Below are 14274 nucleotides of genomic sequence, written 5' to 3'. Positions count from 1 at the left end.
TGTTTGTCAGATAGCCCGCGAAAACGGGCCGCCCGCCCGGAGACCAACCATGCAACACCGTGAACGCAAACCCTTCCCCGCCGACTTCCTGTGGGGCGCCGCCTCAGCCGCCTACCAGGTGGAGGGCGCGTGGGACGCCGACGGAAAAGGGCCATCGGTGTGGGACATCTTCACCCGCGAACCCGGCCGCACCTTCCAGGGCAGCAACGGCGAGGTGGCGGTCGACCACTATCACCGCTTCGAGGAAGACGTGGCACTGATGGCCGAGATGGGGCTCAAGGCCTACCGCTTCTCGGTGAGCTGGCCGCGCATTTTCCCGACCGGGCGCGGCGCGCCTAACGAGGCCGGGCTGGCCTTCTACGAGCGCCTGATCGATGCGCTGCGTGCGCACGGCATCGAGCCGGTGCTGACGCTCTACCACTGGGACCTGCCGCAGGCGCTGCAGGACGAGTACGGCGGCTGGGAGAGCCGGCGCATCATCGCCGACTTCGCGCACTACTGCGTCACGCTATTCCAGCGCTTCGGCGGCAAGGTGAAGTGGTGGGTCTCGCTCAACGAGCAGAACTACAACCTCACCAACGCCTACCAGCTCGGCACGCACCCGCCCGCGGTGCAGGACCGCAAGCGCTTCTTCGCCGCCAACCACGTCGCCTTCCTCGCCAACGCTACAGTCATCGCCGCCTTCCGCCGCCACGTGCCGGACGGCCGCATCGGCCCGAGCTTCGCCTACTCGCCAGCCTACCCCGCGAGCTGCGACCCGGCGGACCTGCTCGCTTTCGAGAACGCCGAGGAATTCACCAACCACTGGTGGCTGGACACCTACTGCTTCGGGCGCTACCCACAAGGCGCGCTCGCCTCGCTGCGCGGAACCGGTGAGGCACCCGAGATCATGCCCGGCGACGAGGCCATCCTGCGCGCCGGCACGCCGGACTTCGTCGGCATCAACTACTACCAGACGCTGACCTACACGACCAACGCGCTCGACGGCGTGACGATGCAGCGCATCAACACCACCGGCGAGAAAGGCACCACACCCAGCAGCGGTGTACCGGGCCTCTACCGCACCATGCCCAACCCGCGCGTCGAGACCACCAACTGGGACTGGGCCATCGACCCGGTCGGCCTGCGCATCGGTCTGCGCCGCGTCGCGAGCCGCTACGCGCTGCCGATCCTGATCACCGAAAACGGCCTCGGCGAATTCGACACGCTGACCGAAGACGAGCGCGTGCACGACGACTACCGCATCGAATACCTGCGCCGCCACGTCGAAGCCTGCCGCGACGCGATCAGCGACGGCGTGCAACTACTCGGCTACTGCGCCTGGTCCTTCACCGACATCCTCAGCTGGCTCAACGGCTACCAGAAGCGCTACGGCTTCGTGTACGTAAACCGCGACGAACGCGACCCGCGCGATCTGCGCCGGGTGCGCAAGGACAGCTTCTACTGGTACCGGCGAGTGATCGCGAGCGGTGGGGAGGACGTCGGATTCTGACTCGCCCGGCTAGCGGCAGGCCTCCCGCGCAATGCCCGGAAGGCCGCCGACTCACCGCCTATCGAGGTGCCCGCATTCTCACGATCGCCGGCCCAAGTAGCCGTTGGCCGGATGCCGTTGATTGAGTCTTGCCACGAACCCGGGAAGCGACCTTTAGTTCTGGTGGCAGTACCGCAATTGCCACACCTCGCGGCCCCAGCACGAAAGCGTTGCGCGCAAGCGGATCGACGATGACGTGAGCGCGGTGATCACAAGTCTCTCCGCTGGCGCGCGGCAATCCGCATCCAGGAACGCCATCCAGACCGAGGGTTGCAATCACTAATGGCTTGTCGCCACCGGCCCAATTGAGACCACGCAGGTCAAGGACAGAAAGTGTTGGTTCACCGGCGACAGCGCCAGGTTCGGAGCCCGTCATCCGATACGAATAGATCAACGCGAAGTGTCCGTCTGCGGTCAGTCCGTACCCCGCAGCGGTATGCCCCGACGGTACCGCGCGCGTCAGGTCGTTGCTCAGCGTGCCGTCCAGTCTTGCGAAGCCGTCGTCCGTGATGGTTACTCGACCGTCGTCCGACACTGCAGACAGCGCACGGCGCGCCGGCGCTGAGAAGGTGAAGGAATGGCGGGTGATGCTCTCTGCAAGGTTCATCCACACAGAGAACACACCATCGCTACGCGCGGGGGTCGCCATGACCACACCGCGGCCAGCACTGCCAAGCATCTGGATTGCGCTTACCGAGCCAAACAGAATGCCGCGCGACGTATTCAGCGTTGTCGTGTAGGACGAATCCGAACCGCTGCCGGTGGCTAGCAAGGCGACGCTGTAGCCATCGATCGTGCCCCCCGTCGTGCGCACGACCTCGGCCCAGGTATTCCCATCATAGGTATGGAAGATCGACTTTGAATCGAACTGTCCCAATCCGCCGAAGGCGTAGCTCGCCCCGTATTCAATCTGCTGCAACGCGGCCGAAGACCGTTCGGTCAGATCTGCGGCGTCAAGCTCGGTGTATCGACCCAACGAGAGGGTTGCAACCCGCGCCTCTGATAGCAACGGGTCAACATCGATAACACCGGGAGCTGACACCGATTGAAGCGCCCATGTGCTACCTGTCAAACCCAAGCGGAAGACACGGTCAGCTGCAGCAAAGAAAAGGGCATCCGACCTCGCAGAAAACGACGGCGGCTTCGTTTGAGCAAACGCCTTCGCAACGAATCCCGACGGATATGCGGCCGAGTCCTTTACCGCGAGGGATTGGCGTGACGCGATCAAGGCGCCGTTATAAGCCACCTCAACCCTTCCCCCCGGTACGGCATCGCTGACATCCAGCTGAAGCACCCGTGTCTCACCAACATAGAACGAGTCACTGACCAGCTTCGCCGACTTGAGCGTTGCCCCCGTGACGCTGAGTTTGCCATCCGTCAGGATGCTCGAGGGCAAGACCCCATCGAGATAGATCCGCCCCGAAGACCCAATCAGGGCGCCGGGCCAGATGCGCTTGAGCACAGGTACGCTGATCGAAAGCGGTAGTCTGAATTCTTGTGACGGAACACCTGGACGATCGACCGAAACGGTCAGCTTCGCCTCTGCAGCAGACGCGAAGGCAGCTAGCTGCGGGTCAACCTCCAGCTCAATACTGTCCCTACCAGTTATTCCGCTCGCTCGCAGTAGACGCAACCACGGAACATTGGTCGTCACTGACCATGGAGTGGCAGCACCATCCGCCATGACAACTTGGGCCGTGCGCCGAAGATCCGAGGCCAGTACATCGCCGGATATGCCGAACGGTCTGATCTCTTGAACATTGAACGCGAGGCCCACATCGACGAGCATCGTGCTACTGACCGTGCCACCAAACTCGCCCGCAGAGAATTTGACGTCGCACAGGTACGATCCGACCGCGTGGCCGGCAGAGTCGAACGTCAGCTCCCAAGAATCCGAGCCCGTTGACAGCAATCGGAACGCCGGATCGCAGCTCGCTGCCAACTGTGGTGCGCTGAAATCATTGGTCCATGTCGGGCGGGTCACCACGATCCTCTGCAGCGCCTTTTGCCCCAACGGTACCGAGAAAGCCCGCCCCGGGAAGGTCTCGACAGCGAAGCTTTTCTCGCCACCCGGCGGCGGCAGTACATCGTAGCGAATCGCCCCCCTAGCGTGATATCGCGAGTCCCGGCCGGAGACATTGAGCATCGCAACGTAGCTGCCCGCGCGCACCGGATAAGTCTCCACGATGATGCGGCCACCCTCGACGAACGCTCGCATCGGAGTGCCGGCCTGATCAAGGCTGACAACAACGTCGCCCGCCTCAACAGGCAATTCGGCATCGAGCACATAACGTGGAGCAGGCTCCGCGCCCGACCGACTGATGCGTACCTCAGCAGGCAGATGGATGTTCGGCTTGACCGTCACGACGAGGTCGGTCGAGAACGGGCTGCCAGGATAAGGCTTTCGGCAAGCCTCATCCTCACAGATATGTAGTTTCAGGGTATCCCGATACGTTCCCGGCGCAAGCTTGTCGCTTACCGTGAGCGCCACCGTCAGATAAGGGTTGATTGTCCCGGTACTGAGTTCCGCGTTCAGCAGCAGCGCCTCACCCCCCTGGACGCCAACCCACACTTGAGTGCCCTCAGCCAACCCGGTGAGCCTACCTGTCACTCCCGTATAGGCAACGCTCCCCTCGACAGGCGCTACAGAGACAGACGGCTCTTCAAATGTGAAGGCAAAGCTAGTCGGCGGGGGCGTGTTGCCCGAGCCACCGGCCCCATCGCCGCCTCCGCCCCCGCCGCACGCAACGAGGAGAAAGGGCGCCAGCAGGAGCACCAGCCCAAAGGAAGCGATCCGTTTTTTCGCACCAAGCACGTCAAACATCTGCGAGCTTTCACTAATGAAGTCGCTCGGCAGGATATCTGCTCAGACCGCCAAACCATGTGACTTATCGCAGCACACCGCTCCAATCGGCGCAACGCGTTCACGCGTCAGCCTCTCCGCCCAGAAAACCCCCGCTCTGGTGCGCCCATAGCCGCGCATAGAGGCCGTTCTGCGCCAGCAGGCTGCGGTGGTCGCCTTCTTCGACGATGCGGCCGCGGTCGATCACGACGAGGCGGTCCATTGCTGCGATGGTGGACAGGCGGTGCGCGATCGCGACCACTGTCTTGCCTTCCATCAGCGCATAGAGGCTGCTCTGGATCGCGGCCTCGACTTCGGAATCCAGCGCGCTGGTGGCTTCGTCGAGCAGCAGGATCGGCGCGTCCTTGAGCATCACGCGTGCGATTGCGATGCGCTGGCGCTGCCCGCCCGAGAGCTTCACGCCGCGTTCGCCGACATGGGCGTCATAGGCCTGGCGCCCCTTCGGGTCGGTCAGCGTCTGGATGAAGTCGTGCGCCTCGGCGCGCTTGGCGGCGGCGATCATCTCGGCATCCGACGCATCGGGTCTGCCATAGAGGATGTTGTCGCGCACCGAGCGGTGCAGGAGCGAGGTGTCTTGCGTGACCATGCCGACCTGCGCGCGCAGGCTGTCCTGAGTGACCCGCGAGACGTCCTGCCCGTCGATCAGCACGCGCCCTTGCGGTACATCATAGAAGCGCAGCAGCAGGTTCACGATGGTCGACTTGCCTGCACCGGAACGCCCGACGAGGCCGATCTTCTCGCCCGGCCGAATCGTCAGCGAAAGGTGTTCGATCACGTTTCGTTCGCCGCCGTAGGCAAAGCAGACATCCTCGAAGCGGATCTCGCCGCGGGTCACGACAAGCGGTTTGGCGTCCGCCCGATCGACGATCGCGTGCGGGCGTGCGAGCGTGTTGATGCCGTCCTGCACCGTGCCGATGTGTTCGAACAGCGAGGCCATTTCCCACATGATCCAGTGCGAGATGCCGTTGAGCCGCAGCGCCATCGCTGTCGCAGCGGCAACGGCGCCGACACCCGCGAGATCTCGGCTCCACAGCCAGAGCGTCGCCCCGGTGGTTGCTACGATCAGCAGCATCGACAAGGTGTGGTTGACGATCTCGAAGCCGCTGACCAGGCGCATCTGCGCATGCGCCGTCTGCATGAAGTCCTGCATCGCGGCGCGCGCAAAGCCGGCCTCGCGCCTTGCGTGCGAAAACAGCTTCACGGTTGCGATATTGGTGTACGCATCAGTGATGCGCCCCGTCATCAGCGAACGGGCATCCGCCTGGGCCTGCCCGACCTTGCCAAGGCGTGGCACGAAGAACCATAGCGTGGCCAAATACAGCACCAGCCAGCCGAGAAACGGCAGCAGCAGGATCAGATGCAGATTGCCCACTACGGCCACCATCGTGACGAAATAGATCACGACGAAGACCAGGATATCGGTGACCACCAGCACGGTATCGCGCACCGCCAGCGCGGTCTGCATCACCTTGGTCGCGATGCGCCCGGCGAACTCGTCCTGGTAGAAGCTCATGCTCTGCCCGAGCATCAGCCGGTGGAAGTTCCAGCGCAGACGCATCGGGAAATTCGCCGCCAGCGCCTGGTGCTTGATCATCGTCTGCAGTGCGATCACCAGCGGGCTCGCCAGCAGGATCAGCGCGAGCAGTATCAGGTGGCGCCCCTCTACTTCCCACAGTCGCGCGCGGTCGACATGTGCCAGCCAGTCGACGATGCGCCCGAGCATGCTGAACAGCAGCGCCTCGAATGCACCGATAGCCGCGGTCAGCAAGGTCATGCCGAGGATGAAACGGCGCAGGCCGACCGTGCCTGCCCACAGGAATCCGAAGAAGCGTGCCGGCGGCGTGGCCGGCGGCGTATCGGGGTAGGGATGAACGAGTCGTTCGAAGAAGCTGAACACGCGGGGAGTCTCCACTGCCCGCGCAGAAGGCGCCCGCGCAGGACCCGCCAAGCGTAGACGATTTGCGTCCGACAGCGCGAAGTGCTGCCGCGCCGGCGCGGCCATGCAGCGCTATGCTGTCGCTTTGCCCCCAACGACCCACACGCCGCCGATGTCCGCCCCCCGTATCGCACCGTACTGGACGCGCTTTCCGTCCTTCTTTCTCTACCCGCTCAGCGGGGAACCGCTGCTTGCCTGTATCGGAATCGCGTTGATCGCGACCGCCGCGCAATTGCTGCCGCCTTTGCAGATCCTCGTTTTCGCCGGCAGCGTGCGTTACGGATTCCTGGTCCTGGAACGCACCGCCCGCGGCCATATCGACGACAGCATGGTGCTGTTCAATTCGCACCATGGCGGCAAGCATCTGCCGTGGAAACAGGTGGCCGTCGTACTGCTAGGCGCGATCGTGGTCGGCATGACTGCCGGCGTTGCGGGCCGCAATGCCGCGATGCTGGTGCTGGTGCTGCTCGGGCTGCTGTGGCCGGCGAACACGATGGTGCTGGCGGTCACCAACGACATGGGCGAATCGATCAACCCCGCACGGCTGTGGCAGGTCGCCTCGCGCATCGGCATGCCCTATCTGGGACTGTGCGGCTGCCTGCTGTTGCTGTTCTTCGGCAGCGGGCAGTTGCTCACCCACCTCGCACCCGTAGTGCCGCGCGCGCTGTTCCCGACCATCGCCGGCTTTGTCGGCACCGCGTTCACGATTGCGATGTATCGCATGATGGGCTACGTGCTGTACGAGTATCACGAAGAACTCGACATTGATGTTCAGGTGGGCTTTGAGCGGCAAGCCGAACGACTGCCCGAGCCCGACCAGAAGGCTGCGCGTGCAGCGCGCATCGCAACACTGCTGCGCGAAGGGAAGAGCGACGAGGCCCTGCAGGAAGCACGCGCGGCGGTGTCCGAAGCGCCCGACGATCACGATGCACGCTTGCGTCTGCACAAGTTGCTGCTGGCCCTACCGGGCCAGGAAGCCGCGCTTGCAGGCAACGCGCGCACGTGGTTGCCGGTGCTGCTGCGCGGAGGCCGCGCAGCACTGGCGACCGAAGTGCTGGAGGCGGTTCAGAAGCACGATGCGGCCTTCGCGCCCGCCGTTCCGGGTGACGTCCTGCCGCTCGCCACCGCAGCGTTCGATGCGCATCGATTCGAGGCCGCCACGCGGCTGCTGCGCGGCTTCGATCAACGCTACCCCGGCCACCGCGACACCGCGGCGGTCTACCTCCTGGGCGCGCGCCTGTTGATCGAACACCGGCGCGACGAAGCGCAGGCCGAACGCGTGCTCGCCGCGCTGCGCAGCCGCTTCCCGGATCACCCTGCCTCGGGCGAGGCGGAAAAACTGCTGGGGCTGATCGCGCGCCTGCGCGCGGCGAATTAGAGCGTGACCAGCTGCGGATAGCGCTGCTTCAACAAGCGGCGCGCACGCTCGGCGCGTTCCGGCTGACCGGCCTCCTGCAACGCCCGCACCAGACCATTCAGCACCTTCGGCGCAGCCTCGCCCGCTGCGTCGCGCGAGACAAGGCGCAGCGCCAGCGCTTCGGCCGCGTCGAACTCTTCGCACGCCAGCAGGCGCATCGCCACCCGCGACCACGCCCCCAGCGACATGCGCGGTGGTGCGGCCTCCGCGAGCGTCAGGGCCTGCGCAAGGACCGCACCGTCCATCGTCGTCGCGAGCCGCGACGCAGATTTCAGAACGAGTGCAGCCGCCTCGCGTTGCAAGCCTGCGTCGCGCGCCAGGCCGGCCACCCGCAAATGCTCGGCCAAGAGCCCCTCGTCGTCCGGCAAGCGCACAACCAACTGTCGATAGCACTGTGCCGCGCGCTCAAACTGCAGACCGGACACCAGCTCCACCGCACGCGCCCGCAGCTGCGCGGTGGCGGCGTCGGCATCCATGCGTTCGACGGATTGCGCGGTGCCACCGGCCTTGCGCCACCGATAGAGCCCGGCCAACAGCGCACCGCTCACGAAGCCGCCGAAGTGCGCGAGGTAGTTCACTTGCCCATGCGGATCAAGCACGAAGCGCTGCAGTAACTCGTTGCCGATCCACACCGGCAGGATCGCCAGTGCCGGCCAGCTCACCGTACCGAAGACAAAGATCAGCCAGTAGAAGAAGCGGATCTTGCGCAAGCCGAACAGCACGAGGTAGGCGGCCATCACCGCGGAGATCGCCCCCGATGCGCCCAGCGAATAGCCCACCCGATCACCCGCGAAAAGCAGGTCCGGCACCGCGGCGCCGAGCCCTCCGACCAGGTACAGCGCGAGAAAACCCCAGGCGCCGAGCGCCGCTTCGACGGTATAGCCGACGATGAACAGCACGACCATGTTGCCGGCCAGATGCATGATGTCGCCATGCAGGAACATGTGCCCCAGAAGCGAGCCTGCGCGCGGCTCACCCGGCTTGAGACTCCAGCGCTCGGTGAATACCTTGCCACGCAGGGCCTCGTAACGCTGGCGCGCGTCGCGCCAGGCTTCGTAGCCCTGGTCGCTGGGCTTGATCACCTGGTCGGCGTGCAGCCGCTGCATGAAGGCGCGGTCGAATTCCATCGTCTCCAGCACAAGGCGGCCTTCGCCCCCCTTGAGAGCGGTTTCCAGCTTGTGCGCCTGTACGTCGCGCCCACGGCTGCGCAGGTCGGCGAGATAGGCCGGCAGCTCGGTATCCGGCAACCCGGCGCTGCCGTAGTACTTGATCGCAGCCGCTTCGCGCTCGTCGTCGCCGCCTTGGCCGAACACGAAGATCAGGATGCACGCGAGCATCAGCGCAAGCGTGACGACCGGTGGTCGCGACCAGTCAGGGCGGGGGGGCAAGGGCAGTATCAGCATGGGAGTCGGTGAGCAGGCACTGGCCGCGGAGTATGAACGATTGCAAAGCAGTCATAGTGCGCGGACGCTTGAAACACAGGCAGGGATAATGCCCGCACCGACCACCCTGCCCCCACAGAACATGTCCGACCTATTTCGCGTCGTCCTCACCGGCAATGTCCTCGCCGGCCATGACCCCGCTGCCGTTCGCGATCGCATCGCGCAAACCTTCCGCCTCGATGCCACACAGCTCGACGTGGTGTTCTCCGGGCGCCGCGTTGCCGTGAAGCGCAACGTAACCCAGGCCGAAGCCGACGCATTGACCCAGCGAATCGTGGCGCTGGGGCTGAGTGCCGAGTCAGAACCGATGCCGGAGGTCGCGCCGGTGCCGGTGGCCGCTCCGGTTGCACCGATGGTTGCGCCGGTGCCGGCCAAACCTGTGCCGGCGCCGGCGCCAGCCGCCAGCGCATCGGACGAACTCTTCAGCCTTGCGGCACCGGCGGCGCCCGCCCCAACGCCGACAGCCGGTAGTGCGACGAACCCAACGGCGGCCGATGCCTCGGTTGAAACCGTGACCTGCCCGCAATGCGCCGAAGTGCAGCCCAAGCGTACGCTTTGCCGCGCCTGCGGCATCGACATGCCGCGCCTGCGCGCAGCGCGCGCCGAAGCAAGCCGCGATGCGAACGAAACCCGCCTTGGCATCAACAACGGGCCGAAAACCACCTTCGGCCCGGCAACGGTTGCGGCGCCGCAGCGCTACGCCGGCAGTGAGGATACGTCGATGCTCGGCTTGGGTTTCTCCGGCCGCTTCAATCGATCCACGTATCTGGCGTCTGCCTTTTTCAGTACGGCGCTGATGTGGGTGCTGCTTGGCATTGGGGCCTACAGCGGGCAGATGTGGCTCGCGGTCGTCGGATTCGTGTTGGGCACGATCTACGGCCTTCGCTGCATGGTGTTGCGGCTGCACGACATGGGGCGCACTGGCTGGATGTCGCTGCTGATGATCGTGCCGGTGGTCAACTTCATCCTCGCGGTGATGCTGCTCTTCGTCTCCGGCGATGATGATGACAACGCCCATGGCCCTGCCCCCGAGGGCGGTGGCGCGAAGCTGGTGTGGTTCTCGATCGCGATGATGGTGCTGGCGAGCGGATTCGCGTCCAAGGGCATCGCGAGCAACCCGGCGGCGGTGGTGGCCATGGCGAATCAGTATCGCCACCATGGCACGCAGCACGCTGACGAGGACTCCGACGAGGACACCAACTTCGCCGCAGACAACGTGGTGGTGATGTATTCCATCAAGGGCTGCGAAGACTGCGCCAAGATGCGCACCTGGCTGGACGCGAACGGCTTGCAGTACACCGACTACTCCGTCGACACCGATTCGCGGGCTGCCGACCAGCTCAGCAACAAGATCGCAGCGAAGGGTGGCGCGAACGTGCGGCTACCCGTCATGGAGGTCAATGGCGAGCTGTTGATGGACAACCCGTCCACCGCCACGGTGCGCGCGCACCTGCGCGGCGAGTAGCGCGGTCACCGGCGAGCTGCGGCGCGCCGGCGCGGCCCGCATGTCGCGACATCAAGCCGCCGCGTTGCAGACCGTCCGAAGTTGCTGCGCGGCGTAGAACAGGTCGCGCTCGATCGCGCGGCGCACGCCAGCGCTGTCACCCTGCTCGGCTGCTGCAACCACGTCTTCATGCGCGTCGTTCAAGCGCAATGCAAACGCCGGATCCTCGAACAGCCGGTTCGAGACCGGCCCGACCTGTAACCAGACGGTCTCGATCAGCTCAAGCAGCAACGGCGACCCGCAAGCGCGATACAGGATCAAGTGGAAGCGCTCATTCGCGTCGAGATAGGCCTTGGCATCCTGCTTGTCGAGCGCCGCCCGCATCGCCTCTGACAGCGCACGCAGCTCGGCCCGCCCGGCGTCGTCGAGGCGGTGCGCGCCCTTTTCCGCCGCCTCGCCCTCGAGCATCAATCGGACCTGCAGCACATCGTCGAATTGCGCGCGAGAGAGCTGCGGCACCGTGACACCGCAATTGGGCACATTCACCAGCGCCCCCTCGGCCGCCAACCGCTGCAGGGCCGACCGTACCGGCATCTCGCCGACACCGAGCGCCTCGGCAACCTGGCGGATCTTCAACCGCTCGCCGGGCAGAAACCGGCCCACCGTGAGCCAGCCGCGCAGCGTTGCGTAGGTGTCGTCCTGAAGGGTGGTGCCGGTCGGTGTCTTCATGGGTCAGGATTCTACGGAAACCCGCTCAGGATCGGCCGCATGGCGCTCGGGCCGCGCCCATGTGCGCGAGCCAACTTCTCGCTCGATGAACATGCTCACACGATCGCGGCAAGCACTTCATCAAACGCCGCGATCAAGCGGTCCACGTCGGTGGCGGTGGTGTCGGGGCACACCAGGATCATGTTGTGGAACGGCGTAATCAGCAGGCCACGATTGAGCAAGTAGAGGTGGATTACATGCTCGAGTTCACTGTCGAGAATGCCCTCGGCCTCACTGCCATTGCGCGGCGGCGCCGGCGAGAACTGAAACTCGGTGCGCGCGCCAACCTGCGTGACACACCAGGGCACGCCGCGGCGCTCGATCACACTGCGCAAGCCCTCGGCCAGCCGCTCGGCGAGCGCGAACATGTGGGCGTAGGCGGCCTCGGTCATCACCTCGGCGAGGGTTGCGCGCATCGCCGCCATCGCAAGCAGATTGGCGGTCAGCGTTGTGCCGACGCCGCTGTGCCCCGGCGGCGCGTTGCGCTTGGCGGCCTGCACCCGCTCGGCAAGCTCGGCCGAGAAGCCATACACCGCGCAAGGCACGCCACCGCCGATCGGCTTGCCCAGCACGAAGGCGTCGGGTGCCAGGCCATGGGCGCGCGTAAAGCCACCGGGGCCGGTGCTGATCGTGTGCGTTTCGTCGATGACCAGCAGCGTGCCATGGCGGCGGATGATCGCCTGCGCCGCCTCCCAGTACCCGGGCTCGGGCAACACCATGCCGATGTTGGTCATCGCCGGCTCGGCCAGTACGCAGGCGACTTCACCATCGGCCAGGGCCGCTTCAAGCGCTTCAAGGTCGTTGAACTCGACGACGCGGGTGTGCTGCGTGAGGTCGTAGACCTGGCCCAGCAGGCTGTCGCGTTGCCTCGGCCTTCCATCGACCAGATCGACGAACACATCATCCACCGTGCCGTGGTAGCAACCGTTGAATACCAGCACCTTGCTGCGACCGGTGGCCGCACGCGCCCAGCGCAGCACGAAGCGGTTCGCGTCGGTCGCGGTCATCGCGAACTGCCAGAACGGCAGGCCGAAGCGGCGTGCGAGTTCGCGCGACACCCACACCGCATCCTCCGACGGCAGCATCGCCGTGAGGCCTTTGGTGCCCTGCTCGGCCAGCGCACGCGCAACCGGAGCCGGCGCATGGCCGAACATCGCGCCGGTGTCGCCAAGGCAGAAGTCGGTGTAGTCGAAACCATCGACATCGCGGAAGCGCGCGCCCTTGGCGCGATCGACATAGAGCGAGAATGGCGTGGACCAGTCGTTCATCCAGTGCAGCGGCACGCCAAAAGCGAGATGCTCGGCCGCTTGTCGCGACAGTTCGCGCGAGCGCGGCCGTTGGGCAGCAAAGGTCTCGCGCTCAGCCTCGAACAGCGCCTGCGCCTTGTTCCAGTCGATACCGTGGCGGGTGCTCATGTCGGGGCCTCAAACGGTCAGTTGCAGATGTTCGCGCTCCCAGGCGGTGATGCCGCGCTGGAAGGTTTCGAGTTCGGTTTCCTTGACCGCGCAGAAGGCCTGTACGAACTCGGCGCCAAGGATCTGATGCAAAGCATCGCAAGCGCTCAGCGCATGAATCGCCTCTTCCAAGCTGCGCGGCAACTCGTAGTCCAGGTTGTAGGCGCTGCCCGCCAGCGGATCTGACGCCTCCAGCCCCTCCGCCATGCCGAGGTAGCCGCACGCGAGCGTGGCCGCCATCGCAAGGTAGGGGTTCACGTCTACGCCCGGCACACGGTTTTCCACCCGCCTTGCGGCGGGGCCGGAGTTCGGGATACGGATGCCGCAGGTACGGTTGTCGTAACCCCAGCGCACATTGATCGGCGCCGCGGTATGGCGCGACAGGCGGCGATACGAATTCACATACGGCGCAAACAGCGGCATCGCTTGCGGCAGGTACTTCTGCATCCCGGCGATATGGCTGAAGAAGAGCGGGCTCGCGGTGCCATCCGCGTTCGAGAAGATGTTCTGGCCATCGTCGATACGCACGATGCTCTGGTGGATGTGCATCGCGCTGCCCGGCTCGTGCTCCATCGGCTTGGCCATGAAGGTGGCAAATATCTTGTGGCGGTAGGCGGTCTCGCGTACCGCACGCTTGAACAGGAACACCCGGTCCGCGAGGTCCAGCGCGTCGCCGTGGGTGAAGTTGATCTCCATCTGGCCGGCACCGACCTCGTGGATCAGCGTTTCGACACCCAGGTTCATCGAATCCGAAAAGGCCGACAGCTCCTGAAAGAAGGGGTCGAAGTCGTTTACCGCGTCGATCGAGAAGGATTGCCGGCCCACTTCGGTTCGGCCGTTTCGGCCCGGCGGCGGCCGCAGCGGTTCATGCGGATTGGAGTTCTGCGCGATCAGGTAGAACTCCATCTCCGGCGCCACCACCGGCCGCCAGCCGCGGTTCTCATACAGCTTGAGCACCTTGCGCAGCACCGCGCGCGGCGAGATGCCGACCGGGCGTCCATCAAAGTCCTGGCAGTCATGGATCACCACCGCCACCGGCTCGATCGCCCAAGGGGCCCAGCGGATCGTGTTGGGATCGGGCACGCAGACCATGTCCGGGTCGCTCGGGCCAACGAAACGCTCGAAATCCGCGAACTCGCCATTCACCGTGATCGTCAGCACCGCCTTGGACATCTTCATGTTGTCCTCGGCCATGAACAGCGCGCGCGGCAGGATCTTGCCGCGCGCCACGCCGGTCATGTCCGAGATGATGCACTCGACCTCATGAATGCTGTTTTCCCGCAAAAACTGATGCAACGCCTCACTCATGACGACACCTTTTGATCATATCCAACACCATGAACACAGACTCGACTCACCACGCCAGCCAGAAATATCGACAAGAAAGTGACCAACAGATCCGCGCAAGATTTGATCAAA

The 14274-nt window shown here is 65.0% G+C and carries 9 protein-coding genes; 3 read left to right on the top strand and 6 right to left on the bottom strand.

From position 1 onward, the window contains the following. Nucleotides 1–49 precede the first annotated feature (49 nt). The gene (locus HH302_RS17955; RefSeq protein ID WP_172203637.1) at nucleotides 50–1492 is read left to right on the top strand and encodes a glycoside hydrolase family 1 protein; all 1443 of its coding nucleotides are present in this window, start codon (nucleotides 50–52) and stop codon (nucleotides 1490–1492) included. Between the two features lie 58 nt (nucleotides 1493–1550). Here HH302_RS17955 and HH302_RS17950 read toward each other — a convergent pair whose 3' ends face one another. Further along, nucleotides 1551–4355, bottom strand: a complete 2805-nt coding sequence (locus HH302_RS17950) for a hypothetical protein (RefSeq protein WP_172203636.1) — start codon at nucleotides 4353–4355, stop codon at nucleotides 1551–1553. Nucleotides 4356–4455: 100 nt separating this feature from the next. Next, complete coding sequence (locus HH302_RS17945; RefSeq protein ID WP_371814731.1) at nucleotides 4456–6291, bottom strand: ABC transporter ATP-binding protein; 1836 nt, start codon at nucleotides 6289–6291, stop codon at nucleotides 4456–4458. Nucleotides 6292–6394: 103 nt separating this feature from the next. Here HH302_RS17945 and HH302_RS17940 point away from each other — a divergent pair, with 103 nt between their 5' ends. Then, on the top strand, nucleotides 6395–7708 hold the full coding sequence (locus HH302_RS17940; RefSeq protein ID WP_172203634.1) for a hypothetical protein: 1314 nt from the start codon (nucleotides 6395–6397) through the stop codon (nucleotides 7706–7708). Here HH302_RS17940 and HH302_RS17935 read toward each other — a convergent pair. Beyond that, entirely contained in the window at nucleotides 7705–9135 is a 1431-nt protein-coding gene (locus HH302_RS17935) for a rhomboid family intramembrane serine protease (protein ID WP_172203633.1), read from the bottom strand. The genes HH302_RS17940 and HH302_RS17935 overlap by 4 nt on opposite strands. A gap of 136 nt (nucleotides 9136–9271) precedes the next feature. On the opposite strand from HH302_RS17935, the gene HH302_RS17930 reads away from it, so the two are divergent. Further along, complete coding sequence (locus HH302_RS17930) at nucleotides 9272–10654, top strand: DUF805 domain-containing protein (protein WP_172203632.1); 1383 nt, start codon at nucleotides 9272–9274, stop codon at nucleotides 10652–10654. 51 nt (nucleotides 10655–10705) lie between these two features. Here the strand turns inward: HH302_RS17930 and HH302_RS17925 are convergent, their stop codons facing one another. The 3 genes from HH302_RS17925 to HH302_RS17915 form a co-directional block, all read right to left on the bottom strand. After that, nucleotides 10706–11362, bottom strand: coding sequence for a GntR family transcriptional regulator (locus HH302_RS17925; RefSeq protein WP_172203631.1), 657 nt, complete (start codon nucleotides 11360–11362; stop codon nucleotides 10706–10708). Nucleotides 11363–11457: 95 nt separating this feature from the next. After that, entirely contained in the window at nucleotides 11458–12816 is a 1359-nt protein-coding gene (locus tag HH302_RS17920; RefSeq protein ID WP_172203630.1) for an aspartate aminotransferase family protein, read from the bottom strand. Nucleotides 12817–12825: 9 nt separating this feature from the next. Further along, nucleotides 12826–14163, bottom strand: coding sequence for a glutamine synthetase family protein (locus HH302_RS17915; RefSeq protein WP_172203629.1), 1338 nt, complete (start codon nucleotides 14161–14163; stop codon nucleotides 12826–12828). Between the last annotated feature and the right edge of the window lie 111 nt (nucleotides 14164–14274).

The organism is Niveibacterium sp. COAC-50, from assembly GCF_013184235.1.
GTDB classification, from domain to species: domain Bacteria; phylum Pseudomonadota; class Gammaproteobacteria; order Burkholderiales; family Rhodocyclaceae; genus Niveibacterium; species Niveibacterium microcysteis.
Note: the sequence above shows the minus strand (reverse complement) of the source record. Positions and strands in the feature narration are given on the sequence as shown.

Excerpts from the sequence above, each read along its gene's own strand:
- HH302_RS17920 (WP_172203630.1), bottom strand. The coding sequence starts at position 12,816 with ATGAGCACCCGCCACGGTATCGACTGGAACAAGGCGCAGGCGCTGTTC.
- HH302_RS17940 (WP_172203634.1), top strand. The coding sequence starts at position 6,395 with ATGCAGCGCTATGCTGTCGCTTTGCCCCCAACGACCCACACGCCGCCG.
- HH302_RS17950 (WP_172203636.1), bottom strand. The coding sequence starts at position 4,355 with ATGTTTGACGTGCTTGGTGCGAAAAAACGGATCGCTTCCTTTGGGCTG.
- HH302_RS17930 (WP_172203632.1), top strand. The coding sequence starts at position 9,272 with ATGTCCGACCTATTTCGCGTCGTCCTCACCGGCAATGTCCTCGCCGGC.
- HH302_RS17925 (WP_172203631.1), bottom strand. The coding sequence starts at position 11,362 with ATGAAGACACCGACCGGCACCACCCTTCAGGACGACACCTACGCAACG.
- HH302_RS17955 (WP_172203637.1), top strand. The coding sequence starts at position 50 with ATGCAACACCGTGAACGCAAACCCTTCCCCGCCGACTTCCTGTGGGGC.
- HH302_RS17915 (WP_172203629.1), bottom strand. The coding sequence starts at position 14,163 with ATGAGTGAGGCGTTGCATCAGTTTTTGCGGGAAAACAGCATTCATGAG.